The sequence below is a fragment of the Streptomyces sp. NPDC107575 genome (assembly GCF_055657265.1).
Genome location: NZ_JBVKBG010000001.1, coordinates 1,321,707 through 1,347,310, shown reverse-complemented (window position 1 = coordinate 1,347,310; position 25,604 = coordinate 1,321,707). Strand labels below are relative to the sequence as shown.

At 71.9% G+C, this 25,604-nt stretch carries 20 protein-coding genes; 3 read left to right on the top strand and 17 right to left on the bottom strand.

Annotated features, from left to right (window positions below; genetic code table 11):
• The 11 genes from ACZ7L4_RS06320 to ACZ7L4_RS06270 form a co-directional block, all read right to left on the bottom strand.
• On the bottom strand, nucleotides 1-1,176 hold the full coding sequence (locus ACZ7L4_RS06320; protein WP_472100164.1) for a damage-control phosphatase ARMT1 family protein: 1,176 nt from the start codon (nucleotides 1,174-1,176) through the stop codon (nucleotides 1-3).
• 39 nt (nucleotides 1,177-1,215) lie between these two features.
• Complete coding sequence (locus ACZ7L4_RS06315) at nucleotides 1,216-2,250, bottom strand: LacI family DNA-binding transcriptional regulator (RefSeq protein WP_472100162.1); 1,035 nt, start codon at nucleotides 2,248-2,250, stop codon at nucleotides 1,216-1,218.
• A gap of 29 nt (nucleotides 2,251-2,279) precedes the next feature.
• On the bottom strand, nucleotides 2,280-3,209 hold the full coding sequence (locus ACZ7L4_RS06310; RefSeq protein ID WP_472100161.1) for an ROK family protein: 930 nt from the start codon (nucleotides 3,207-3,209) through the stop codon (nucleotides 2,280-2,282).
• Complete coding sequence (locus ACZ7L4_RS06305) at nucleotides 3,206-4,876, bottom strand: class I mannose-6-phosphate isomerase (RefSeq protein WP_472100159.1); 1,671 nt, start codon at nucleotides 4,874-4,876, stop codon at nucleotides 3,206-3,208. Before ACZ7L4_RS06305 ends, ACZ7L4_RS06310 begins: the two co-directional genes overlap by 4 nt.
• Nucleotides 4,877-4,915: 39 nt before the next feature.
• Complete coding sequence (locus ACZ7L4_RS06300) at nucleotides 4,916-8,086, bottom strand: glycoside hydrolase family 38 N-terminal domain-containing protein (RefSeq protein ID WP_472100158.1); 3,171 nt, start codon at nucleotides 8,084-8,086, stop codon at nucleotides 4,916-4,918.
• A gap of 36 nt (nucleotides 8,087-8,122) precedes the next feature.
• Nucleotides 8,123-8,935 carry a carbohydrate ABC transporter permease gene (locus ACZ7L4_RS06295; RefSeq protein WP_472100156.1) on the bottom strand — a complete coding sequence of 271 codons (813 nt, stop codon included), beginning with the start codon at nucleotides 8,933-8,935 and terminating at the stop codon, nucleotides 8,123-8,125.
• Nucleotides 8,936-8,964: 29 nt separating this feature from the next.
• On the bottom strand, nucleotides 8,965-9,948 hold the full coding sequence (locus ACZ7L4_RS06290; RefSeq protein ID WP_472100154.1) for a carbohydrate ABC transporter permease: 984 nt from the start codon (nucleotides 9,946-9,948) through the stop codon (nucleotides 8,965-8,967).
• Nucleotides 9,945-11,279, bottom strand: coding sequence for an ABC transporter substrate-binding protein (locus ACZ7L4_RS06285; protein ID WP_472100152.1), 1,335 nt, complete (start codon nucleotides 11,277-11,279; stop codon nucleotides 9,945-9,947). The genes ACZ7L4_RS06290 and ACZ7L4_RS06285 overlap by 4 nt, the downstream gene beginning before the upstream one ends.
• An 81-nt stretch (nucleotides 11,280-11,360) precedes the next feature.
• Nucleotides 11,361-12,617 (bottom strand): APC family permease, encoded by a 1,257-nt coding sequence (locus tag ACZ7L4_RS06280; protein ID WP_472100150.1) that lies wholly within the window; start codon nucleotides 12,615-12,617, stop codon nucleotides 11,361-11,363.
• Nucleotides 12,605-12,916 (bottom strand): amino acid permease, encoded by a 312-nt coding sequence (locus ACZ7L4_RS06275; protein WP_472100148.1) that lies wholly within the window; start codon nucleotides 12,914-12,916, stop codon nucleotides 12,605-12,607. Before ACZ7L4_RS06275 ends, ACZ7L4_RS06280 begins: the two co-directional genes overlap by 13 nt.
• Before the next feature lie 31 nt (nucleotides 12,917-12,947).
• A complete protein-coding gene (locus tag ACZ7L4_RS06270) occupies nucleotides 12,948-14,114 on the bottom strand; it encodes an aminotransferase class V-fold PLP-dependent enzyme (RefSeq protein ID WP_472100146.1) in 1,167 nt (388 codons plus the stop codon).
• Between the two features lie 189 nt (nucleotides 14,115-14,303).
• On the opposite strand from ACZ7L4_RS06270, the gene ACZ7L4_RS06265 reads away from it, so the two are divergent.
• Nucleotides 14,304-14,993: a FadR/GntR family transcriptional regulator gene (locus ACZ7L4_RS06265; protein WP_472100144.1), complete on the top strand. Its 690-nt coding sequence runs from the start codon at nucleotides 14,304-14,306 to the stop codon at nucleotides 14,991-14,993.
• On the opposite strand, the gene ACZ7L4_RS06260 is transcribed toward ACZ7L4_RS06265, so the two are convergent.
• From ACZ7L4_RS06260 to ald, 5 genes are all read right to left on the bottom strand, one after another.
• Nucleotides 14,938-16,395, bottom strand: coding sequence for a CehA/McbA family metallohydrolase (locus tag ACZ7L4_RS06260; protein WP_472100142.1), 1,458 nt, complete (start codon nucleotides 16,393-16,395; stop codon nucleotides 14,938-14,940). The genes ACZ7L4_RS06265 and ACZ7L4_RS06260 overlap by 56 nt on opposite strands.
• A 168-nt stretch (nucleotides 16,396-16,563) precedes the next feature.
• Entirely contained in the window at nucleotides 16,564-16,872 is a 309-nt protein-coding gene (locus tag ACZ7L4_RS06255) for a hypothetical protein (RefSeq protein WP_472100140.1), read from the bottom strand.
• Between the two features lie 17 nt (nucleotides 16,873-16,889).
• Entirely contained in the window at nucleotides 16,890-18,332 is a 1,443-nt protein-coding gene (locus tag ACZ7L4_RS06250; protein WP_472100138.1) for an amino acid permease, read from the bottom strand.
• A 148-nt stretch (nucleotides 18,333-18,480) separates the two neighbouring features.
• Entirely contained in the window at nucleotides 18,481-19,848 is a 1,368-nt protein-coding gene (locus tag ACZ7L4_RS06245; RefSeq protein ID WP_472100136.1) for an aspartate aminotransferase family protein, read from the bottom strand.
• A 29-nt stretch (nucleotides 19,849-19,877) separates the two neighbouring features.
• Nucleotides 19,878-20,993, bottom strand: coding sequence for an alanine dehydrogenase (gene ald / locus ACZ7L4_RS06240; RefSeq protein WP_472100134.1), 1,116 nt, complete (start codon nucleotides 20,991-20,993; stop codon nucleotides 19,878-19,880).
• 253 nt (nucleotides 20,994-21,246) lie between these two features.
• On the opposite strand from ald, the gene pdxR reads away from it, so the two are divergent.
• On the top strand, nucleotides 21,247-22,719 hold the full coding sequence (gene pdxR, locus ACZ7L4_RS06235; RefSeq protein ID WP_472100133.1) for a MocR-like pyridoxine biosynthesis transcription factor PdxR: 1,473 nt from the start codon (nucleotides 21,247-21,249) through the stop codon (nucleotides 22,717-22,719).
• A gap of 17 nt (nucleotides 22,720-22,736) precedes the next feature.
• Here pdxR and ACZ7L4_RS06230 read toward each other — a convergent pair whose 3' ends face one another.
• Entirely contained in the window at nucleotides 22,737-23,507 is a 771-nt protein-coding gene (locus ACZ7L4_RS06230; RefSeq protein WP_472100132.1) for an IclR family transcriptional regulator, read from the bottom strand.
• Nucleotides 23,508-23,740: 233 nt separating this feature from the next.
• Here ACZ7L4_RS06230 and xsc point away from each other — a divergent pair, with 233 nt between their 5' ends.
• Nucleotides 23,741-25,567 carry a sulfoacetaldehyde acetyltransferase gene (xsc, locus tag ACZ7L4_RS06225; protein WP_472100130.1) on the top strand — a complete coding sequence of 609 codons (1,827 nt, stop codon included), beginning with the start codon at nucleotides 23,741-23,743 and terminating at the stop codon, nucleotides 25,565-25,567.
• The last annotated feature ends 37 nt before the right edge of the window (nucleotides 25,568-25,604 follow it).

Below are 25,604 nucleotides of genomic sequence, written 5' to 3'. Positions count from 1 at the left end.
TCACATCCGGGCTTGTACGAGGGCGTGGGCGCCGCTGACCCGCCACTTCTGGTGCGGTTCGGCGGCGTCCAGCGCGTCCTGGGTGGCTGCTGTGATGCCCGTGATCACGTCGCACTTGAGCGTGCGCAGCGCGACCACGGGGGTCGGCCAGTACGTGGTGCGGTCGGCGAACGGCGTGGTGGGCTCCCACATGCGGTCGCCCACCAGGCGCCGGTAGTTGAGGTCTCCCTTGAGCACGGTGAGCGTCGTCTCCGCGAACTCGGCGCGCAGGTCGTCGGGCATGTCCGCGTAGGGCAGCGGCGCGCAGGAGAAGGGGTGTGCGCGCAGGGCGATCCGGCCGTCCCCCAGCGCGGCCCAGATCCGCCCGCCGGCCTCGGCCGCCGCGCCGCCGGCCCGGTACAGCCGCCGCACGCAGTCGACGACATCGGCCGTCATGGCGTCCGAGACGTAGTACGGGTACGGCTTGAGCTGCACGGTCACGCGCGCCACGCGCCCGTGTGCGAGGAGGTGGTCGACGAGCAGCAGGTCGGCGAGGAGTTCACGTCCCGCGTTGTCGGCGACGAGGCTCAGCGTGGCGTCGCCGCCCCGCGGCAGCGCGGCCCAGAACGCCTCGGAGTCGTCGGCGACGAGCTGGGTGTCCGCGCCCGGTTCGGCGCCGTCGGCGGTGACGCGGAAGCCGAGGTCGGCGCGGTTGCCCCAGAGCGACCCGAGCAGCAGCCCGCGCTCCTGCTCGGCCAGGGACACCGAGGCGAGCCAGTCCACGGCGCCCAGCTCGGCATCGGCCTCGGGGCTGTCGAGCTCGGCCCGCTTGAACGGCTGGAAGGGATCGACGCCCCGCCACGACCCTTGCCCGAAGTAGCCGACGGCGTCGAGGAGTTGGCGGTAGAAGTAGCTCTCCGCCCACAGGAACGGCGCGTCGAACCACGACGCCCCGAACCATTCGCTCCCCCACGCGTCCCAGCGCTCGCGGTCGTGCGCCCCCTCGCCCAGCGGCTCGATCACGCCGCCCGCCGTGTTCCGCAGCAGCGCGTCCAGGGCGCGGTGCTGCTCGGGTCCGTACGGGAAGGCGGCACGCACCTTCTCGATGAGCGCGGGGTGCCGCTCGGCGAGGACGCTGCGGGCGAAGGAGCCGGGCACGTTGCCGTGGATGACGGGGGCGGGCTGGGTGTCGGGCATGGGTGGCGGGCTCCTGCGTGGTGGGGCGGGCCTTCGACCCTAGCCGTAGTGCACGAGGGTCGTCGGCACCACGGCGCGTCGCGCGGCGGCGGGTGTGCCGCCCTGCTTGCCGCCTGCCTCGGCGCGCTCGCCGAGGCGTGAGACGAGCAACCGGCCCGCCTCCTTGCCGAGTTCGTCGCTGTCGTACGCGGCGATGGTCAGCGGCAGGCCGAGGACGTCGGCGAGTTCGAAGTCGTCGAAACCCGCGAGCGCTGTAGGGGCCCCGGCGGCTCTGATGGCGCGAAAGGCGCCGATCGTGTTGCGGTTGTTGGAGCAGAACAGCGCGGTCGGCGGCTCGGGAAGCGCCAGCAGCTCGGCGGCGGCGCGCGTCGCCTCGGCGGTCTGCTGCTGACCGAGGCGTACGTGCTGCGGCTCGGGCTCGATGCCCGCCTCGGCGAGCGCGTCGGTGAAGCCGCGCAGTCGTTCCCCGCCCGTGTAGACGGCGGGCGGGGAGCCCAGGAAGCCGATGCGGCGGTGTCCCGCGCCGAGGAGTTCCCGGGTGACGGTACGTGCCCCGCCGTGGTCGTCGACGAGGACGCAGTCGGCGTCGAAGCCGTTCGGGGGGCGGCTCGCGACGACGACGGGCACGCCACCGGCCGCGGCGGCGGCGAGATGGCGCTGGTCGTCGTCGGCGGGCACCACAATGATGCCGTCGACGCGGCGGGCCACGAGGTCCTCGACGAGCTCGCGTTCGCTGTCGACGTCGTGTCCCGTGTTGCCGATGACGGTCTTGAGGCCGTGCCCGCCGACGACGGCGTCGACGCCGAGGGCGAGCCGTGAGTAGAAGGGGTTGGCGAGGTTGGTGACGACGAGTCCGACGAGTCCGGTGCCGCTGCCCAGGCGCAGGCTGCGCGCCATCTCGTTGCGCCGGTAGCCGAGTTCGGCGGCCGCCGTGCGCACCCGCTCGGCGGTGGCGGGCAGCACCTTGGGGTCGTCGCGCAGCACACGCGAGACCGTCATGGCGCTGACCCGCGCCCGCTGTGCGACGTCCCGCACCGTGGGACGCGGATCCTTGGCGGCGCCGGACGTGCCCAATGTCTCCCCCTTGCCCGTCTGGGTGGCCGCTACCACCCCGGCCCTGTTCGGTTCGTGTGCCGGGCCGCGACCGCGCGCGCCGCGCCCAGCAGCGCCGCGTCACCGGCGAGGGCGGCGGGGCGCATCGCACGAGTATGCCGCGTGGGAGGCCGCCCGCTCACGTCGGCCGCGTCGGGCGTCCAGCCGCCCTTGGCGAGACCCGTGTGCAGCGCCGGTGCGACCAGGTCCCAGGAGCCCGCCATGGAGCCGCCGACGACGAGGGCGGTCGCATCGAACGCGGCGAGGCGCGGGCCGAGGACGGCGCCCAGGGTCCCGAACGCCTTGTCCAGGACGCGGCGGGCATGCCGTTCCCCGGCGCGGGCCCGGTCCGCGATGTCGCGCACGTCGACACCCTGTTCGCCGTACCGGGCGACGAGGGCACGGCGGGACACCGATTCCTCCAGCGGTCCGCCGTCGACGGTGGTCAGGTCCATGCGCCCCTCGGGCGGCACTCCGGGGCCGTGGTCGAGGATGCGGCCGTCCGCGAGGAAGGCCGAGCCGACCCCGGTGCCGAGGGTGATGCCCACGACGCGGGAGTGCCCAGCGGCGGCCCCCGCGGAGCACTCCCCCAGCAGGAACGCGTGCGCGTCGTTGAGGAAGGCGATGCCGCCGGGTCGCCGTGCCATGCCGTCGAGCAGCGCGGCCCGCACGTCCACCCCGTACAGGGCCTCGAACTTGCCGACGCCCGCGAAGAGTCCGATGCCGCGCGCGTAGTCGAAGGGGCCGGGCAGGGCCATGCCCCAGGTGGTTCCCGCAGGGGCGTGCAGTGCGTCGGCGCAGCGGCACACCGCGCCGAGGATGTCCTCGGCGCGGGCGCCCGGGTCGAGCGGCCGGTGGGTGCGCCGCTCGACCCCGCCGCCTGCCGGGTCGACGAGGCCGGCGGTGACATGGGTGCCGCCGACCTCGATGACCGGGATCACCGGACGAGCGCCTTCACGACCCGTACGGGACCTCCGTCGGCCGCACGGAGGCGGTAGCGGCCGACGGCGGCGGGCACGGTGAGTGTCTCCGCGTGGGCCAGTTCGTGGGTGTCACCGGCCTCGGTGTGCAGGGTCACGCCGTCGCCCTCCACCACGTTCAGTACGTGGAAGCGCCCCGCGGTGTCGTCATCGGCTTCGGCGGCCGGGTCGAGCGTGTACCTCCTGACCTCGTAGAACATCTCGTCGAGCGCGCCGAGCACCTCCTCGCGCCAGCCGTCGCCCTCGCGCAAGGTGCGCGGCCGCTGCACGAGGTCGCGAGCCACGGCCTCGCCGCGCCGGGTGGTGTCGAGGTTGGCGAAGCCGTGTTCGTACGGGAGGGGGCGGGGGTTGCCGTCCGAGTCGGGCCTCAGCCAGTCGTAGAAGCGCAGGCTGTACAGGTACGGGGTGGCGCTGATCTCCAGGACGAGGTTGCCTGCGCCGCTGGCGTGCGGGGTGCCGGCGGGGATGAGGAACAGCTGGCCCTGTTCGGCGGGGAAGGCGTGGACGTGGTCCTCGATGTCCATGGGTGTGCCCTGGGCGACCGCCGCCTCGACCTGCTTGCGGAAGGCGTCGATGTCGATGTCCTCGCGCAGACCGAGGAACACCTTGGTGTCGGGGCTGCCGAGGGTCATGTAGTAGGTCTCGTGCTGGGTGTAGTGCCAGCCGAACTTCTCCCGCATGTACGTCTCTTGGGGGTGGCAGTGCAGGGAGAGATTGCCGCCGCCGACGGTGTCGAGGTAGTCGAAGCGGATCGGGAACGAGGTGCCGAAGCGGGCGTGGACCCCCGCGCCGAGGACACGGTCCGGCTCCAGTGCGCACATCAGCTGGAACGGCACCTCGACCTGTGCCTGCGGGCCCGTTCCGACGAGGATGCCCGCCTCGGGTGCGATGAGTTCGTAGCCGAGCGCCGTGTTGCGGGCCTCGGGGTTGAAACCGAGTTCACGCTGCGCCCAATGACCGCCCCACGGCGTCGAGTTGAAGAACGGGCGGGTGCGCACGGGCTGTCGGGCGAGTGCCGCGCAGGTCGCGCGCAGGCCGGGGCCGTCGAGCCAGGTCGGGTTGCCGGGGTCCTGGAGGTCGAGCCAGCCGTCGACGCGGGGGGCGAGGGTGTCGCGGTGCCGGTCGAGCATGGGCCAGTCGGTGTAGAACAGCCGCCGCAGGTCCGGCTTCTCGTGCGGGAGGCCGAGGTTCGTGCCGGGGGTGCCCGCGACCGCGGCCGCCTCCGCGTACCGCTTGGGCACGTCGGCGTACCAGAGCAGGTCGTGGTCGACGAGCGCGGCGCCCGGCCCGTAGACGACGAGAACTCCCTCGGTGGGGACTTGGAGTGTGGGCAGCGCCTCGAAGAGGTCGTCGAGCGGGTTCTCGGCGAGCCTGCGGAAGTAGGGGTCGTCCGCGCCTTCCGGGTGGCCGACGCGGGCGCGGATCCGCGCGGGTGGCGCGTAGTGGTTCCGTACGTCGACGAGGATGGCGCCCGACAGGTGTGCGGCGAGCGCGTCCCAGTCGGCGGACGGCGCTCCGTCGATCGCCAATACGGCGGGTGCCGACGGGAGTTGAGCCGCCACCCGCTCCCAGCCGGCGGCGAGGACGGCGTCGGGAGCGGGGGCGTAACGCGGGTCGTGCCGGTACACAGAGTCTCCTTTACGCAGAGGTGCGCGGTGTCGCCGTCGTCAGCGCCGGAACAGCACGGCGACGGTGCCGAACGCGGGGATGTCGACCGTCACCTCGCCGTCCGCCGTCGCCAGCTCCTCCCCCGCCCGCCCGTGGTAGTCGGCCACCCGCGCCGAGGTGACGGGGAACAGTGCGCGCACCGGGCAGGCGACGGGTTCCTCGGCGAAGGACTGCAGGCGCAGCAGCACGGCTCCTTCGGCGTCCGGGGTGGTGGCGCCGACGAGTCGTACGCGCGGGTCGCCGACGGTCGCGAAGGCGAGCTGGTCGGCGGCGTCCGCGCTGACGGCGCCGCGGGCCCGCACCGCGTGCAGCGGTCGCGCGGTACCCGCGGCGGTGCGCGGGCCGAGCCCCGCGACGTCGGCGCCTGTGGCGCAGGACAGCGAGTACCGGAAGGTGAACTCGAAGGCCTGCTCGCTGGGGAAGTTGGTGTCCCACAGGTTGTTGTGGATCCACGAGTGGATGGTGGCGGGTTCGTCGTGGTCCATCGTCTTCGGGAACGGTGCGTACGGCAGGGCGATGTTGCCGAACTGGACGAGCGGCGCGTCCTGCGTGGCCCAGCCGACGGCGAGATCGTCCTCCTGGAGCGTCACCCAGCGGCGCACGGCCCGCATGTGCAGGGCGGAGCCGGGGACCACAGGGAGGTCGGTGCCGGTGGCGCCGCCCGAGGCCTCCATCCGCACGGTGGGTGTCTCGAAGGCGAAGGGGAACGCGAAGTAGGCGCTCTCCTTGCCGAGGGTGGCGTCCTTGTCGACCTGGTTCTCGATGTCGAGGCGGCCGATGCCGTGCGGCAGGGTGAGCGTGGTGCGCACCCGGTTGGCGCCCGGCGGGCGGGTCTCGTACGTGAGGGTCTCGGCGGTGGCCGTGGTGCGTCGGGCGATGAGCGCGGCGGGTGGGGCCACGGAGCGGTTGCCGAGGTGTTCCAGGCGGTCGGAGGCGGTGGTGCGGCTCGAGTTGTGGTTGAAGCCTCCGGACGTGGTGTAGCTGTCGTGGATGTAGGCGTTGAAGCCGGTGATGGCGTCGGCGCGGACGAGTTCGCGGCCGGTCGACTTCTCGACGACGGAGGCGATGCAGGCGCGGGCCAGGTCGACGCGGACGGCGAGGTGCTCGTTCTCCAGGACCAGCGGGTGCGGGTGGGCGTGGGCCGCGGCGGCGGTGTCGGCCGGATTCTCGCGCTCGCTGCCGCCGGTGGGGTTCCAGCCGGTGGCGGCCTTCACGGAGGTCGCCTCCTGCCCGGTGTCCGCCGAGGTGTCGGCGGCGCGGACGTCGACGCGTACGGACCCGGCGGCGGGCACGTCGTCGACGCGGACGAGCAGGAAGCGGCCCGCGTCGCGGTGCTCCTCGTTGACCTGCGCCCGCTCCTCGTGCGTCAACTGGGCGCCGGTGCGGGCGTCGTGGACGGTCACGGCCTGTTCGAGCGGGACGCTGGACTCCGGGAGGAAGATCTCGGCGACCTCGGTGCGCGGCCAGGAGCAGGTGTTCACCACGTGGTACGCGGCCGGGGTGCCGGCGGGCCGGGCGAGGCGCTGGCCGAGGCGGGCGTTCGCGCGGTTGAGGAGGGACTGGCCGTCGTCGCGGGCGCGCACGGCCTGGCCGTACTTCCAGTGCCACTGCTGCTCGCCGGAGTGTCCGTGGTCGTGGCCGTGGGTCCAGGGGTCGCCCGCGCCCCAGGTGTGCTCGTCGAAGAGGGACACGGCCTCGTACACACCAGCCGAGTCACGTGTGTCGTCGGCCGCGCCCTGGGCGCCGAGGACGCCCGCGAAGGTGCCAAGTGTCTGCGCGTCGGCGACGACGGACTGGGCGGTGCGGGCCATCGACAGCGGGTGGGCGCCGGAGCCGACGCCGTCGACCCACCAGTCCGTCCAGTCGCCCTCGAAGGTCTGGATCTCGTCGCCGAGCCGGGCCTCCGCGTCGGTGAAGAAGTCCTCGTTGCGGGACAGGCGCAGCTGCGGGTAGGCCCAGGTCTCGTTCCAGCGGCGCACGGTGTCGGCGATGACGCGGCGGGGCGGCGCGTTGTCGCCGAACTTGCCCTGCACGCGCAGGTGCAGGACGTCCCACGGGTAGGGCTCGCGCTTGATCTCCTTCTCGTCCATGGCCCAGCCGAAGACACCACCGCGGTACGGGTAGGGGTGGGAGGCGAGCGAGGTGAGGTAGGCGGGCAGCAGGTCGTCCACCGAGGAGTAGTCGGTGTCGAAGCCGAGCAGCGGGCCCTCCATGTAGGCGAGGCCGTGCGGGGTGTCGGTCATCCAGACGAGCACGCTGTTGCCGCTGGGCGCCTGCCAGCGGAACAGGCGCGGCAGCTTCTCGCCGCCGACGAGGTGGGGCACTGAGCGGCCGGCCCAGTTGTGCGCCACGGACAGGTACTTGACACCTGCTGCGCTGAGCGCGTCGACCATGCCGACGACGTGGCCGGGCACATCGGTCTGCATGGCCGAGGTGAACTCGACGCCGTGCTCGTCGCGGACCTGGTGGGCGAGGCGCAGCAGTTCGTGCAGCTCGTCGGTGGAGCAGGTCTCGCTGTGCAGGTTGAACGGCAGGGCGGTCAGCTCGATGCGGCCCTCCTGCACCCGCCGCACGAACTCCTTGACCTGCTCGGCGGGGCGGGCCTCGGCCCACTGCTGGAAGGAGAGCAGCGACTCGACACACCAGCGGAACCGGGACTCGGGTTCCCAGTCGTCGGTGGCCTGCGTCAGTTCCAGGCAGGAGTCGAGGAACGAGAGGTGTTCGGCGAGGACGCGGCCCTGCGGGTCGGTGTAGCCGATGTCGAGGTGCGAGTGGTGGACGAGGTGGATGGTCCACTCGCGCTGCGGGGTGAGGGTGACGTCGATGCCGTCCTCACCCGTCGACACCACGGTGATCCGCTGCGCGGTGTCGACGGCGGGCAGCAGCAGGCGCACGGAGCCGTTGGGCCCCGCGATGCGCTCGGCGGGCAGGGCCGCCCCGGTCTCGGTGCGTACGGCCAGTTCGGCCGGGATCGCGCCGCCGTTCACCGCCTCCACGCGCAGCGACTGCAGCAGTCCGCCGCCCTCCGCGCGGCGCATCAGCGGCTCGACAGTGAGCCTCAAGGGGCTGCCGGACAGGCTGCCTTCGGCGCTCACGACGGAGCCGCGCAGGCTCTCCCGGATGCGGTCGTTGTCCCAGTCGGTGGTGCGGACGAGGGCCCGTGTGGTCATGCGGACTTCTCCAACTCTGGGTGCGGGTGCGGGGGTTCAGCGGGTGGCGGCGGTGACACCGCGCAGGAACAGGCCGCGGAACGTCAGGAAGACGACGAGGGTGGGCAGCGAGACGATGAGCGCGCCGGCCAGGATGACGGGCGGCCCGGACGAGGCGTAGGCGTTGTTGAGGCTGGTGAGGGCGGCCATCACCGGCTGGACGTCGGGGGTGCGGCTCAGCGTGATGCCGAACAGCAGGTCGTTCCAGACGGCGGTGAACTGGAAGATGAACGCGGCCGCGAGGCTCGAGCCCATCAGCGGCACATGGATGCGCCAGAAGATCCGCCGGAACGAGGCGCCGTCGAGCATCGCGGCCTCGGTGACCTCGGGCGGCATCGTGGTCATCTGGTTGCGGATAAGGAAGAAGGCGAAGGGGATCGACCACGCCACGTAGATCAGCATGAGGCCGAGCCGGGTGTCGTAGAGGTTGCCGTCGGCGTACATGCCGAACAGCGGGGCGAGGAACATCTGCAGCGGGAAGAGGGTCCCCGAGTAGATGAGCCAGAACCAGAACGCGGGCCTCGGGATGGGCAGTACCACCACGGCGAAGGCGGCCATGGCGGCGACGAGGACGGCGGCCGCGCCGCACACCACCGCGTACATGAGGGAGCCCGCGAAGCTCGCGCCGATGCCGGCCTCGCTCCAGGCGGTCACGAGGTTGTCCCACAGCGCGAAGCCGTTCGGCGTCCACTGCGCGTTGCCGGTGTACGAGGCCACGGGGGTCAGCGCGTTCACGACCAGCAGATACAGCGGGACCAGCCAGAGCAGGACGCAGCCGGCGACGAAGAGATTGCGGAAGGTCTTTCCCACGGGTGTCACTCCTTGTCGGACGGCTCGGGTCAGCGCGGGGACGTCTCGGGCATCTGGCGGCGCAGATACAGCCACGAGGACGCGACGACGATGACGGACAGGACGAGGGCGATCGCGGAGCCGTAGCCGATGTGGAAGAGCCGGAAGGCCTCGCGGTACATGGTCAGCGCGAGGGTCTCGGAGGAGCGGGCCGGGCCGCCCTGGGTGAGGACCCAGATCATGTCGAAGGCCTTGAGACTGTTGACGATGGCCATGCCGACCACCACGACGGTCACGGACCGCAGTTGGGGCAGGGTGATGTGCCGGAACATCCGCCAGCCGCGCGCCCCGTCGAGCTCGGCGGCCTCGACGGTCTCGCGCGGGATGGCGCGCAGGCCGATGGCGAAGAGGACGACGTTGAGCCCCGTGGCCTGCCAGGTGCTGGCCACGATCATGGAGAGGGTGTTCTGCGGCCACTCCAGGAGCCAGGGCTGGGCGAGGGAACCGAGGCCGATGGCATCGAGGACCTGGTTGAGGGAGCCCTCCGAGGTGAGGATGAACTTCCACAGCACGGCGGTCGCGGCGCCGGAGACCGCGTACGGCAGCACGACGACGGTCTGCGCGATCAGCCCGAAGCGCATCCGGTGCGTGGCCACGGCGATGGCGAGTCCGGCGAGCACCGGGAGGAGCAGAGTGCCCACCACCCACATCAGGGTGTTGAGCAGCGAGCGGCCGAAGATGGGGTCGTCGGCGAGCCGCGTGAAGTTGTCGAGGCCTGTGAAGTGGCTGGTGAAGCCGTTGTCCTCGAAGAAGCTGCCGTAGATGCTGCGCAGGAACGGATAGACGAGGAGCACGCCCACGAACAGCAGGGCGGGCAGGGCCCACGGGATCCCGGAGAGCGGCCCGCCGAGCCGGCCGGTGTGCTTCCGGCCGCCGCCCGCCTGATGGGGTGTGCGGATGGGGATCCGGCGGCGGGGCGGTGCCACCTTGGTGGCTTCGACGGGTGCGGTCGTCGTGCGCACGGTCTCGGTCATGCCGCCTCCGCCTCCCGCCACACCGGCCATGCCTCGTCGGCGCGGCCCTGCATGGTGCGCAGCACCGACCGGTACGAGGACGGGTTGATGAGGGCTGCGGCGAGGTCGTCGACGGTGGACTCGACGAGTTCGGGCGGGCCCAGCTCCCAGAAGCGGTTGAGCTTGCGGGCCTTCGTCTCGCGCACGGTGCGGGTGACACCGTCGATGGTCACGTTCGCGGGCGGGACGGCCGGGTTGGGGCAGCCGTCCTGGAGGGCGTGCGAGAAGGCCTTCATGACCTGGGGGTGGGTCCAGGCGCCCGCGGCACGCAGCGCCTCCGCACGGTCGGGCCCGCGGACGGTGCACACGAGGGCGCTGGTCTCGAAGACGACGGCGGGGCGGACACGGGTGTTCTGCATCGGCAGCACGAACGCGTCGACGTTCTTGCCGGGCTTGCCGCCGACGCCCGCGAAGGTGCCGAGGAGCCAGGAGCCGCAGGCCACCATGCCGACCTTGCCGTGCACCACGCGCGCGGCGGCCATGGAGTGCTCCATGTCCAGGGACGTGAACCAGTGCTTGTCGGCGAACGATCCGATGGTGCGCATGGCCTGCTGGGCGGGCTCGTCGGTGTAGCGGGCGCGGCCGTTGAGCAGGTCCTCGTAGAACCGCGGGTTCTGCCGGGTGAGGATCTCCTGGAACCAGATGAACGCGGGCCAGCGGCCGGCCGTCGTCGCGTGCAGCGGTGTGATGCCCGCGCGCTTGAGGCGGTCGGCGGCGTGCAGGAACTCGTCCCAGGTCTCCGGCTTCTTCAGGCCGTTGGCCCGGAAGACCTCCGGGTTGTAGAAGAACACGTAGTACGCGAGGTTCATCGGCAGTCCGTAGACACGGCCGCGGTAGCTGAGCGCGGACCGCAGCGCCGGGTCGGCCCAGCCCCTGCGGACGGCGCCCGCCCAGTGGTCGGAGAGGTCCTCGATGCCTCCGGTGCGGGCGAGGTCCTGGAGCCGGTAGCCGGACCAGTACTTGAGCATGTCCGGCGTCTTGTTGGTGCGCAGCGAGGACTTGACGACCTGCTCGAAGGACTCCAGGGACGGGATGACCTCGGGCACGAGCCGGATGCCGTCGACCTTGCGCATGGCCTCGCCCGCCGCCTTGATCGGCGGCGCCCACGTCGGGTTGTCCCCGTGCAGCGCCACCTTCCCGGGAGGCTGCCCGGCGGCGGTCCCGCACCCCGTGAGCAACGGCGCCGACGCGGCGGCGACGACACCGGCGGCCCCCGCCCGCAGCACGGCACGCCGACCGGGCTGCGCGGCTGGACGACGGTCGGGACCGAAAAACGTTTGACGGCCTGTCATGGGGCGGCTCCCTCAGGCGGGCAAGATCGTGTTATCGATAACACGCGATGCCGGGAGCATGGCGCTTGGATGTCGGGGGCGTCAATGGGCGCGGCGGGGCGAATCTTTGGGTGGGGGTGTGACGTGGGGTTCCGGCGCGGAATCACGGGGAGCGGGCGGCCCGGCCCGCACCTCCGCGCCGTCCGACAACTCCCCCGAGGCGACGCGACTGTTGCGGCGTCCCCACACTCCGTAGATCACCAGGCCCACCGCCATCCACGCCAGGAACCGCACCCAGGTGATCAGCGGCAGGCTGCCGACGAGGAGCAGACACAGCAGCAGTGCGACGACGGGGACGACCGGGACCCACGGTGTGCGGAAGCCGCGCGGCAGGTCGGGGCGGGTGCGGCGCAGGTACATCACGCCGACACAGACGACCACGAAGGACGTCAGCATGCCGATGTTGCCGAGTTCGGCGAGGTCCTGGATGGGCAGGACCGCCGTCATGAACGCGACCAGCAGGCCGAGCGTCCAGGTGATGCGGCGCGGGCTGCGCGTGACCGGATGGACGTGGGAGAACCACTCGGGCAGAAGCCGGTCGCGGCTCATCGCGAGGAAGACCCGGCTCTGCCCGAGCAGCATGATCATGACGACGGTGGTGAGCCCGCAGATGGCACCGATGCCGACAACCCGCACCGCCCAGTCCGCGCCGACGGAGGCGAGCGCCGCGGTCACGGGGGCGCCCGTGTTCAGGTGCGGGTAGTCGCGCATACCGGTGATGACGAGCGACACGGCGACGTAGAGGGTGGCACACACCGCCACGGTCGCCATCAGGGCGATGGGGAGCGTGCGTTGGGGCCGCTTGGCCTCTTCCGCGTTGCTGGCCATGATGTCGAATCCGGAGTACGCGCCGAAGACGATCGCCCCGCCGGTGAGGATGCCGGCGAAGCCGAACGTGGCGTTGGTGCTGATGCCGGCCCAGCCGAGCAGCGGCTGCTCCCAGAAGTCGCCGTCACCGCCCGGCGGGCGCGAATCGGGGATGAACGGCGACCAGTTGGCGACGTCGATGTGGAACACGCCGACGCACAGGAATACGACGATCGCGGCCAGCTTGACCAGCGTCATGACGGTGTTGACGCGGGCGGTCGTGCGGACGCCGGAGGCCAGGATCGCGGTGAGCGCGAGGATGATCAGGACGGCCGGTACGTTGACCACCGCGTCGGGCCCGACGATCGACGACGGCAGATGCACACCGAACGTGGCAAGGAAGTCGGCGACATACTGCGCCCATCCACTCGCCACCGCCCCCGCGCCCATCGTCATGTCGAGGATCAGGTCCCAGCCGATCAGCCACGCCACCAGCTCGCCGAGCGAGACGTACGCGAAGGTGTACGCGCTGCGGCGACCGGCACGGTGGAGGCGAACTCCATGTAGCAGAGCGCCACCAGGGCGGAGGCGAGCGCTCCGAGCAGGTAGGACAGGGCGATGGCGGGACCCGCGTAGTTGGCGGCCGCGGTGCCGGTGAGCACGAAGATGCCCGCGCCGATGGTGACACCGATGCCCATCATGGTGAGCTGGAGCGGCCCCAGGGAACGGGCGAGACGGGTGGTGGGTCGTTCGGCGTCCCGAAGGGTCGCCTCGATGGATTTGGTGCGCACGCAGACTGACCCTTCGGGATCGGGACGTGGATTACGCGGCAGCCGCCGCCAGTGCCTGTGGCAGGTGGTCGGCCAGGTGGGCGTAGTCCTTGCGGTCGTTGTAGAGGTGGGCGGACAGGCGGAGGAATCCTCGGCCGTTCCAGGTCGTGACCGCCGTTTCGCAGCCGATCGTGTCGGCGAGGTGGCGGCCCAGCGCGTGGGCCCCGTCCTGGTCGGCCGCCACACCCTCGGGCAGCGGGACGAGTCGCATGGCGGGGGCCGGGCTGCCGCCGACCGGGGCCGTGTCCACGTCCAGGGCCTCCGCGAGCAAGTGTTGGGCTTCCAATGACAGTTCGGTCATGTGGTGGCGCGCCGCGTCCCAGCCGAACTCCTCCTCGATGAAGTTCAGGGAGCGTGGCGCCGCGAGCCACGGGGCGAGGTCCACCGTGCCCTGCTGGTCGAAGCGCTCGGGGAAGGGGTAGGGCGCGCCCCAGGAGTCGGTCAGCGGGTGCAGCCGTTGCGCCCGGTCGCCGCGGGCCACGAGGGCCGCCGTGCCGCGGGGCGCGCAGGGCCACTTGTGCAGGTTGCCCACCCAGAAGTCGGCCTCGCCCGCGTCGGCGAGGGGGTCGGCGAGCATGCCCGGCGCGTGCGCCCCGTCGACCAGGACCAGGGCACCCGCCGCATGGGCGTGCGCGGCAATCTCGGCGACCGGGAAGAGGCGGGCGGTGGCCGAGGTGATCTGGTCGACGACCACGAGGGAGGTCGGCGCGCCGGTGCCCCCGAGGGCGTCGGCGAAGAGCGCGGCGATCTGAGCGGGTGTCGCGTCGAGCGGGATGTGCAGGGTGCGTACGTGCGCGCCCGCCCGCTCGGCGGCCCGTGTCACCCCCATGGTGACGGCGCCGTAGGAGTGGTCCGTCAGCAGCACCTCGCTGCCCGCGGCGAGTTCGAGGGACCCCAGGACCGTGCTGATCCCGGCGCTCGCGTTGGGCACGAGTGCCACGGTGTCCGGGGCGACGCGCAGGTACCGGGCGATCTCGGTGCGGGCCCGTGCCACGCGCTCCGGGAGTCCGCGGAACCACCGGCACGGGTTGGTCTCCATCTCCGTGCGCAGCGCCCGCAGCTCGTCGAGGGTGACACGGGGCACGGCGCCGAAGGAGCCGTGGTTGAGGTGGCGGACGTCGGGGTCGAGCGCCCAGGCGTCGAGGGGGTGAGAAGACATGTCACTCCGCGAGTCATCCGATGACTGTGTCCGATCGAGTGGTACCCGCAGGACCGTAGGCGGTAAATTGCTCGCTGAACAGGGGCAGTTGTGAATCGTGGAAATCTTCCGCGTGAGCTGATGGCGGATTCATCCGATGACTCCGCGTTGCGTGAATCCTCGGACGACGCAAGGACAAGGGACAGGACGATGACGGCCACCGACACCGCCGCAGCCGGGCTGCGGGCGATGATCGCGAGCGGGGAGCTGGCGCCGGGCGCGCAGCTGCCGCCTGAGCCCGACCTGTGCGCCCGGCTCGGGGTGTCACGCGGCTCGTTGCGCGAGGCGGTGCGCTCGCTCGCGGCGCTCGGGATGCTCGAACCCCGGCACGGCGCGGGCACGTTCGTCTCCGCGCTCCGTCCCGCGCACATGCTGGCGGGCTTCGCCGCGATGGTCGACGTCCTGCCCCTCGACGGCATCCTGGAACTCTTCGACACGCGCCGCGCGGTGGAGTGCCAGGCGGCCGCACTGGCAGCGGCCCGCGCCGACGGGCGGGTGATCGCGCGGCTGCGCGAGCTGCAGGCGCGGCTGAGCGCGACCGAGGACGAGCAGGAACTCCACGACCTGGACCACGAGTTCCACACCACGATCTGCGCGGCCTCAGGAAACGAGACCCTGGCCGCGCTCGCCGGCGTCCTGCGCTCCCGGGGCCGACACTACAACGTGTACGGCTCCGCGCAGGGTGCCGCCGTCCGCGCCGCCAGCGACCAGGGCCACGAGGCGCTCATCGACGCACTGGCCGCCCACGACCCCACAGCGGCGGCAGCGGCGGCGGGCGCGCACCTCACCCGGACGGAGCGGTGGCTGCGGCAGCTGCGCCCTGCGCCGGAACCGGGCTGACCCAGACCGGGTTGGAGACGGCGAGCGATGAAGCGTGCGAGCGATTGCACGAGGCCCAGAAGTACGGGTCGTCGCTGGAGGCGTGCAGTTCGGCGCGGTAGGGGCCGGGCAGCGGGCGCGGGTCGCTGACGCGGATGCGCGCGGGCCCCTCGGCCGGCACCGGTTCCATGTGCCAGAGCAGTCCGCCGCGCAGGATGAACAGCACGGCGGGGCGAGGTGTGTCGATCTCCACGTCGAGGTGGACGGCCCCGCCCGGGGGTACGGACACGGTCCCGCCCATCCCGCACTCCCCCGCGTCGGTCCGGGCGGAGAGCCGCAGCCCGGCCCCGCGCGACACGTACGCCTCCCCCGCCCGCAGCCCGCCGAGGATGCCCTCGCGGCTGCGCTCGGCCCGCACGACGGTGGTGACCTGGCCGAGCCGATGTTCGGGCTTCTGGGGGTGGTGGCAGTCGGTGCCTGCGACGCCGGTGATGCGGTGCCCCGAGGCGAGGAGCCGGTCCCACAGGCCGACGGCCGCGTCGTTGTTGGCGCCCTGCCCGAAGTTGTCGATCTCCAGGAGGTCGACGTCGTCCCAGGTGTGGTCGTCCCTGCGCCACGCCTGGCGGCCGCTGAAGGGGTGGTTGACCCCCACGAGCCCGTCCTGGGCATGCACCTCGCGGGCGGCGTCGGCGAAGTCCCAGCCGTCGGCGTCGACGTAGGTACCGGGCCAGCGGGACAGGCCGTGCAGGTTGGCGTGGCCGAAGTGGGAGGTCAGCTCGATGGAGCGGAGGAGGACGAGGCCGTCGGCGGCACCTTGCTCCTCCAGGCGCGCGAGTTCCGCCCAGTGACTCGACGTAAAGTGGTCGCTGACGGCGAGGAAGTCGAGCCCTGCGGCGCGGGCGGCCTCCAGGAGGGCGGGAAGCTCGGCGGAGCCGTCGCTGTGCAGGGAGTGCGAGTGGAGCTCGCCGCGGAGCCAGGTGGGAGGCGCCTGCGGGACCGGCGCCGTCGTCTCGACCCGTCGGCGGCTGGGGCGTGCTGGGACAGGAGAGCCCTCGTCCCCCACGTACACCCGCAGCTCGTAACTCCCGCCCTGCGTGAACCGGTCGAGGTCGATGCGGATGGTCCACTCCCCGGCGGGCAGCGGCCCTTCATGGCACCCGAGGTCGGCGTGCCGCTCCCCCACTTCGAAGGACAGCCGGCGGGGCCCGGGGTCGCCGGGGCACTGCACGTGTCCGCGCAGGAACCCGGCGGGGTCGAGGGCGGCCGCGTAGAGCTGGAAGCAGTCGGTGACCTTCTCGAAGTCCAACTCGACCCGGAGCGTGCCGACGCCCTCCGGGAGGGCGAGGACACGGTCCAGATACTGCTCCGTGATCGACGCGGGGTCGATGGTGCGGGTCTCCCGCAGAACACGGCGGCTGCTCACCCGGCCTCCTTGAAGCGCACCACGAGCCGCACCGGCCGGGCCACTCCCCCGGTCCGCGCAGACTCGCTCACCAACTTGCAAGAACGTGCGCATAGTTGAGCACGCTTACTCGCAACGCGCCAGCGCGTGCGCAGGATTGCTCGGCGGACCGGGTGAGGGGGCCGACCGTCACGACGAGGCAGCGACCTCCCGGATCAGCGGCTCGAACACCCGCCGCACGTACGCGTCGAACGGCGCCGACAGGGCGCCGTCGATGACCCGGTCCACACCGTGCTCCGCCGCGAACTTCTTGAGCGCCACGCGGGATTCGGGCTCCACTCCCCCACCGATGATCAGGACGCCGAAGGCCCCGGTCGCCAAGAGGTCCCGCGCCTCGCCGTCCGTGCTCACCCCCTCCGCCTCGAAGCCGTCGGCGTGCAGCGTGGACAGCACCTCGGTCACCCTGGCGGGCGTCCTTCCCAGTACGAGTGTCTTCATGGGGCGAACCTAGAAGCTCAATCGGACTTGAGGTCAAGCCCCGATTCCGCCCGTGCGCGGCGGCGCCTGCGCAGGGCCGCGTAGGACGCCAGGACGACCACGACCGTCAGCAGGCTGGCGGCGAAGTCCGCGCGGGTCGCCGGGAGGATCGCCATCGCGGCGATGACGACGACCATCGCGCCGATCGTGAACCAGCTCAGGTACGGGTAGCCCCACATCTTCAGGGTCAGGGAATCGGGGTCCTCGCGCTCCAAACGCTTGCGGAGGCGGAGTTGGGAGAGGGCGACCAGGAGGTAGACGAAGAGGGCGACCGCTCCGTACGAGTGCACGATGAAGGAGAAGACCGTGTCCGGGGAGACGTACGCGAAGACCACGGCCACATAGCCGAGGACCGTGGCGAGGAGGATGGCGCGGCGCGGGACCCCGCTGCGGCTCAGCTTGGTGAGGCCGCGGGGTGCCTCGCCCTCACGGGTGAGCGCGAAGACGATCCGGGACGCCGAGTACAGGCCGGCGTTGAGCGAGGAGAGGACCGCGATCAGGATCAGGATGCGCATCAGGGTGTCCGCGCCCGGGATACCGATTTCCTGGAGGGCCGCGATGTACGGGCCGCCGTTCAGCTTGTCCGAGCTCCACGGGACGATCGCGACGACCAGGAAGATCGAGCCCACGTAGAAGAGCAGGACGCGCAGGACGACGGAGCGGGTGGCGCGGGCGACGTTGCGGCCGGGTTCGGCGGACTCGGCCGCGGCGAGGGCGGCGATCTCGGCTCCGGTGAAGAAGCCGACCGCCGGGATGACCGAGGTCAGTACCGGTCCCAGGCCCATCGGCAGGAAGCCGCCGTGCGCGGTCAGGTTGTCGACGCCGCCCGCGTCGTGCGCGCCGGGCCACAGGCCGACGACGAAGACGAGGCCCACGACCAGGAACACCGTGATCGCGGCGACCTTGATCGACGAGAACCAGTACTCGAACTCGCCGAAGGTCTTCACCGACAGCATGTTGACCGCGGTCAGGATCAGCATCAGGGCGAGGCTGATCGTCCAGAGCGGGAGGCCGGGGAGCCAGGCGCGGACGAGTTCGGCGCCCGCGACCGCTTCGAGGGCCACGACGTTGACCCAGAAGTACCAGTACAGCCAGCCGATGGTGAAGCTGCCCATGGGGCCGAGGGCCAGGCGGGCGTAGGCGTGGAAGGAGCCGACGGCGGGGCGGGCCACCGCCATCTCGCCGAGCATCCGCATCACGAGGATGACCAGGCCGCCGGCGAGCGCGAAGGAGATCACAGCGGCGGGCCCGGTGTCCTGGATGACGACGCGGCTGCCGACGAAGAGTCCGGCGCCGATGACACCGCCGATCGCGATCAGGGTCATGTGGCGCTGTTTGAGGGCGCTGCGCAGTCCGGGGCCGCCGGAGGGCTCGGTCGTGCCGTCGTCGCCCCGCAGGGTTCTGTCGCTGGTGTCCGTCACGTCCGCCTCTTTCCTACGTCTGGCGTGGGCCCGCCCGGCGGCGCCGCGACGTGATGATCATGCGGCGCCGACGGACAGTCTTGGCACACCCGAAGGCCCGGTCGGGTGTGTTCAACGAACCGTTCACACGGTCGAAACGAACAACGTCTCAGGTCACGGCACGGGCGACCGAGGCCACCATCTCGTCGACGCCTTCGAGGAGTTCGTCGAGCACCGCCCGGTCCGCGACCAGCGGCGGAGCGACCATCAGCATCGTGGCGCCGCGGTCGTCGGGCCGCAGGATCACCCCGGTGCGGCGCATCGCGTCCGGGAGGACCTCGCGCAGGATCCGCGTCGACTGCTCCTCGGTCAGCTCACGGCCGCTGTCCCGGTCGGCGGTGAACTCGACCGCGTAGAAGAAGCCGGTGCCGCGGACGTCGGCGACGACCGGGTGGCGCGCGGCGATCTCGTCGAGTCCGGCCCGGAGCGTGGGGCCGAGGTCCCGTACGTTGCCGGGGATGTCCTCGTCGCGCATGGCGCCGATGTTGGCGACGGCGACGGCCGTGGACACCGGGTGTCCGCCCCAGGTCGCGCCGTGCGTGAAGGTGCCGCCGAGCGGCGAGTCGTACAGGCCGCGCACCAGGGGTTCGCGGACGATGGCGCCGCCGAGCGGGGCGTACCCCGAGGTGGCCCCCTTGGCGAAGGTGATCAGGTCGGGGACGACGCCCTCGGCGGCGCTGCCGAACCAGTGGCCGAGCCGGCCGAAGGAGCAGATGACCTCGTCGGCGACGAGCAGGATGCCGTGCTCGTCGCAGATGCGGCGCAGTTCGCGCCAGTAGCCCTCGGGTGGGACGAGGGCGCCGCGGCCGTTCTGCACGGGTTCGGCGAAGACCGCGGCGATCGTCTCCGGGCCCTCCTCGGCGATGGCCTGCTCGATCGCGCGGACGCAGTCGAGTTCCGCCGCCGGGCCGCAATCCCCGGTGAATCCAAGGGTGTTGGGGACATGCCGGATGCCCGGGAGCAGCGGGCCGAAGGGGTCGCGGATCTTGGCCAGGCCGGTCACGGACAGGGCGCCGAGGGTGACACCGTGGTACGCCATCGAGCGGCTGATGATCTTCGTGCGTTGCGGCTGTCCCTGCGAGCGGTGGTACTGGCGGGCGAACTTGATCGCCGTCTCGACCGCCTCCGAACCGGAGTTGACGAAGTACGTCACGTCCAGGTCCCCGGGGGCGAGTTCGGCGATCAGGCTCGCCGCCTCGATGGCCGGCGGGTGGGCCGCTCCCCAGTTGGTGGAGTACGCGAGGGTCTCCATCTGCTTGGCACCGGCGGCCACCACGTCGCCGCGGCCGTGGCCGATGTTCACGCAGAACAGGCCGGAGAGGCCGTCGAGGTGGCGCCTGCCCTCGTCGTCGTAGAGGTGGCAGCCCTCGCCACGGACGTAGACCGGCGGCGGGGTGTCGTACCAGCTGTCCTTGCGGGTGAAGTGCGGGCCGAGGTGGCGCTGGGCCTTGGCACGCAGGGTGGGGTCCTGGGGCACGGTGCGCTCCTTCGCAGTCACGTTCGCGGTCACAGCAGGGCTTGATCTACGTCGACGTGCTTCATGTCGTGGGCCTCGGCCACCGGCCGGTAGGTGAGCCGTCCGCCGAGCGTGTTGATGCCCCGCTTCAGCGCGGGGTCGGTCGCCGCCGCGGCGCGCAGCCCGTGGTCGGCGACGGCCTGGACGTACGGCAGCGTGGCGTTGGTGAGGGCGTGGGTCGAGGTGTGCGGCACGGCGCCGGGCATGTTCGCCACGCAGTAGAAGAGGGTGTCGTGGACGCGGTACACGGGGTCGGCGTGGGTGGTGGGCCGGGTGTCCTCGAAGCAGCCGCCCTGGTCGACGGAGATGTCGACGAGCACGGCGCCGGGCTTCATACGGGCGACGAGGTCATTGCTCACGAGGCGGGGTGCCTTGGCGCCGGGGACGAGGACGGCGCCGATCACCAGGTCGGCCTCGAGCACGGCCTGTTCGAGGGCGAGCCGGTTCGAGGCGAGGGTCGTGATGCGGCCCTGGTACATCCGGTCGGCGGCGCGCAGTTTGTTCAGGTCGGTGTCGAGCAGCACGACGTCCGCCCACATGCCGGTGGCGACGGCGACCGCGTTCATGCCCGCGACGCCGGCGCCGATGACGACGACGCGGGCCGGGCGGGTGCCGGAGACACCACCGGTCAGGACGCCGCGCCCGCCGCCGCCCCGCATCAGGTGGTAGGAACCGACCTGCGGCGCGAGCCGGCCCGCGACCTCGGACATCGGGAAGAGCAGCGGCAGCGAGCCGTCCACCGCCTGCACCGTCTCGTAGGCGACGCCCGTGGTGCCCGCGTCGAGCAGCGCCCGGGTGCAGGCACGGGACGCGGCGAGGTGCAGGTAGGTGAAGAGGACCTGGTCGGGGCGGAGCCGGTGGTACTCCTCGGCCACCGGCTCCTTCACCTTGAGGACCAGGTCGGCGTCGGCCCATACGTCGTCGGCCCGCGGCAGGACGCGGGCGCCGGCCTCCGCGTAGTCGGCGTCGGGCAGCGCGGAACCGGCTCCCGCGTCCGCTTCGACGGTGACGGTGTGGCCGTGTGCGGTCAGTTCGTGGACCCCCGCCGGGGTCAGGGCGACGCGGAACTCGTTGTTCTTGACTTCCCGCGGAATACCGATCCTCACGGTTCGACTCCCCTCTGGTCCGGCGCCGACGGCGGCGCGGACGCGGTGCGACAGGCGTGATCTTGCGCGCTCGACACGAGTTGGGGTGGAGGCTGCGACATCTGGGCAGAGCCTGCTGAGTGGGTGGCGCCTGTCGGGCACTCTCGTGCGCCGGGGCCACCACGGCTACCGTGCCGAACGAGGCGGCGACCGCAACAGGTCCAGTTGCGTGCACGCTGAGGGTGCCAGGCCGACGGCGAGACGGAGGCGGTACATGCCACGTACGTTGATCGAGATCGAGCGGGGCCGCGGGGAGCCGCTGTACCGGCAGGTGCGGCAGGCCATCGAGCACGGCATCGCGTCGGGGCGCCTCGACGCGGGCGGCCGGCTGCCGTCCTCGCGGCTGCTGGCCCAGGAGCTGGGGGTGTCCCGGAACACGGTCACCGCCGCGTACGAGGAGCTGGTGGCCGAGGGGTTCGTGGAGAGCCGGGCCCGGTCCGGCCTTTTCGTCAACCCGCGGATGCCGCAGCGCCCCGAGCCGGACCCCGAACCTCCGCACGAGCACGGCTTCGACTGGTCGGGGCGGCTGCGCGGGCGGGAAGGGGACCGGCTTCCGCACATCGAGAAGCACCATGACTGGGCGCGCTACCCGTACCCCTTTCCGGCCGGGCAGGTCGACACGCGGGCCTTCCCGGCGCGTGCCTGGGCGCGTGCCCTGAACCGGGCGCTCGACCGGCCGCACGCCGCCTGGTCGTTGCAGGACTGCGTGGCGGACGACGATCCCTTGCTGGTGGAGATGGTCCGTTCGCATCTGCTGCCCGCACGCGGTGTGGCGGTGGGGGCGGACGAGGTACTGATCACCATCGGCTCGCAGCAGGGCCTCGATCTGCTGGGGCGGGCGCTGCTCGGGCCCGACTCGGTGGCCGCCGTGGAGGACCCCGGGTATCTGGACGCGCGGCACATCTTCCTGCGCGCCGGGGCGCGGCTGCACCCGCTGCCGGTCGACGCGGACGGGCTGCGCCCGCCGGGCACCCTGCGCGGCGTCGACCTGCTTCACGTGACACCGAGTCACCACCACCCGACGAATGTGACGTTGGGCCCGAAGCGACGGAGTGCGCTGCTGGCGGCTGCCAGGGAGGCGGGCACCGTCGTCGTGGAGGACGACTACGACAGCGAGTTCCGCTACGCGGGCAGTCCGACGCCCGCGCTCAAGTCGCAGGACACCACGGGGCAGGTGGTGTACCTGGGCACGTTCTCCAAGTTCCTGGCGCCCGGCCTCAGGCTGGGCTATCTCGTCGGGTCCGCCGAACTCGTCGCACACCTGCGGGAGTTGCGCCGCTATTCGGTGCGCCACCCGTCCGGGCATCTCCAGCGGGCGCTCGGCCTCATGATCGAGTCGGGCGACTACCAGTGGGCGGTGCGGCGCAGCCGGGCGCGGCTCGGGAGGAAGTGGCGGCTCATGCGGGACGCGGTGAACGCGTCGCTGCCGTGGCCGAGTTCACCGGCGCCGGGCGGGGTGAGCCTGTGGATGTCGGGGCCCGAGGGGCTCGACTGCCGGGAGCTGGTGCGGCGTGCGCGCGAGCGGGGTGTGCTGATCGAGCGCGGTGACATCTTCTTCCTTCAGGGCCCGGACCGGGATGCGCTGCGGCACTTCCGGGTCGGGTTCGCGGCGCCGCGGGCCGATGTCATCGAGCCGGGGATCGCGATCCTGGGCGATGTGGTCCGGGAGTTGCTGCCGCCGCAGTAGGACCCGGCCCGCCCGCCTCACTCCGCCTCGATGCGCGCGATCCGCTCGGCCGCCCGCCGCAGCACCGGCACCAGCTGCACGGCCCGCTCCACGTCGACCCGCACCGCGGGCGCCTGGAGGGCCACGCACTGGCGCACCCGGGACACGGACGGGTCGTCGCCCGGGCGGCGGGGCACGGGCACGGCGGCACACACCAGGCCGGGCAGGAACTCCTCGTCGTCCAGGGCGAATCCGTCCCTGCGCACCTGCTCCAGCTCGGCCTCCAGGGCGTCGGGGTCGGTGCGGGTGCGCGCGGTGAACGCCTTGAGCGGGGCCGCGGTGAGGATCTTGCGGCGCTGGGCGGCGGGCAGGAACGCGAGGATCAGCTTGCCGCTGGCGCTGCAGTGCACCGGGACGCGGGAGCCGGGCCGCAGGGCGAACCGCAGCGGTTCCGGGGTCTCGACGCGGTCGAGGTAGACGACCTCAGGACCGGCCGGCGCGGTCAGATTGCAGGTCTCGCCGATCTCGTCGACGAGGTGGCGCAGCACCGCGTGCCGCGCCGCGTGGTGGGTGCCGTGGGTGAGCAGGTCCTCGGCGAACGCGCGAAGGCGGCCGCCCGCGCCGTAGCGGCGGCCGTCACCCTGCCGGTCGAGGAGGCCCGCGCCCTCCAGCTGCTGCAGCATCCGGTGCACGGTCGGCTTGGGCAGGCCGGTCTCGGCGACCAGTTCGGTCAGGGTGACCAGGCGGTCGGTGCGGGCGATGTGTTCCAGCAGGGCGAACAGGCGCAGGGCCGGGGTTCCGTCCTCCATGTGCACCATCCTCAACTCTCCTGCGGTGGCTGCGAGTTGCTGAGCCCCTGAACGTAGCAGCACGTCCCGGATTTCGGTACGCACGGTTGACGCTGCCGAGACGCCCGCTCTACGGTCCTCGACGTGTCCCGCTTTTGGGAACACCGCGTACCGGATCCCGGAACCCGCTCTCCCCCACCGAACATGCGCCACCCCGCACAGGCACCGACAGCACGTCGAAGGGTGGAAACTCCATGACCAGCAGTGCGCCCCAACCGCAGTTCACGACCGAGGACGGCCGTCAGGTGGCCGCCGGCGTGCAACGGATGACCCCGTCCGAGTCCTTCGTGGAGACCCTGGTCTCGCACGGCGTCAAGGACATCTTCGGCATCATGGGCTCGGCCTTCATGGACGCGATGGACATCTTCGCGCCGGCCGGCATCCAGCTGATCCCGGTCGTGCACGAGCAGGGCGCGGGCCACATGGCGGACGGCTACGCGCGGGCCAGCGGCCGGCACGGCGTGGTGATCGGCCAGAACGGGCCGGGCATCTCGAACTGCGTCACGGCCATCGCGGCCGCCTACTGGGCGCACTCCCCCGTCGTCATCGTCACGCCCGAGGCGGGCACGATGGGCATGGGCCTCGGCGGCTTCCAGGAGACCAACCAGCTGCCGATGTTCGAGGAGTTCACCAAGTACCAGGCGCACGTGAACAATCCGCGCCGGATGGCGGAGCTGACGGGCCGCGCCTTCGACCGCGCGATGAGCGAGATGGGCCCGACGCAGCTCAACATCCCGCGCGACCACTTCTACGGGGACATCGAGGCCGAGATCCCGCGCCCGTCACGGCTCGACCGGGGCCCCGGCGGCGAGCGCAGCCTGGAGGAGGCGGCGCGACTGCTGGCCGAGGCCGAGTTCCCGGTCATCATCTCCGGTGGCGGCGTGGTCATGGGCGACGCGGTCGAGCAGGCGAAGGCGCTGGCCGAGCGGCTCGGTGCGCCGGTCGTCAACTCGTACCAGCACAACGACTCGTTCCCCGCGAGCCACCCGCTGTGGTGCGGGCCGCTCGGCTATCAGGGTTCCAAGGCGGGCATGAAGCTGCTCGCGCAGGCCGATGTGGTGGTCGCCCTCGGCACCCGGCTCGGCCCGTTCGGCACGCTGCCGCAGTACGGGATGGAGTACTGGCCCAAGGACGCCAAGATCATCCAGATCGACGCGGACCACCGCATGCTGGGCCTCGTCAAGAAGATCGAGGTCGGGATCTGCGGCGACGCGGGCGCCGCCGCGCAGTCGCTCGTGCAGCGGCTCGACGGGCGTGACCTCGTCTGCGAGCAGACCCGCGCCCGGCGTTCGGCGACCATCCGGGCGGAGAAGGACGCTTGGGAGAAGGAGCTGGACGGCTGGATCCACGAGACGGACCCGTACAGCCTCGACATGATCGCCGAGCAGGACGGCGAGGACGGTTCGTGGCTGCACCCGCGCCAGGTGCTGCGCGAGCTGGAGAAGGCGCTGCCCGAGCGGGTGATGGTCTCGACCGACATCGGGAACATCAACTCGATCGCCCACAGCTATCTCCGCTTCGAGGAACCGCGCTCGTTCTTCGCCCCGATGTCCTTCGGCAACTGCGGCTACGCGCTGCCGACGATCATCGGCGCCAAGCTGGCCGCGCCCGAGCGCCCGGCGGTCGCCTACGCGGGCGACGGCGCGTGGGGCATGAGCATGGGCGAGATCATGACGGCGGTGCGCCACGACATCCCGGTCACCGCCGTGGTGTTCCACAACCGGCAGTGGGGCGCCGAGAAGAAGAACCAGGTCGACTTCTACGACCGCCGGTTCGTCGCGGGCGAGCTGGAGAGCGAGTCCTTCGCCGGGATCGCCCGCGCGATGGGCGCCGACGGTGTGATCGTCGACCGGCTCGAGGACGTCGGCCCCGCGCTGAGCAAGGCGGTCGCGGCGCAGATGGACGAGGGGCGCACCACGGTCATCGAGGTCATGACCACCCGTGAGCTGGGCGACCCGTTCCGCCGCGACGCCCTGTCGAAGCCGGTCAGGCACCTGCACAAGTACCAGGACTATGTCTGACCGGTGCAGGACTACGTCCGATCGCTGTACGAGCACG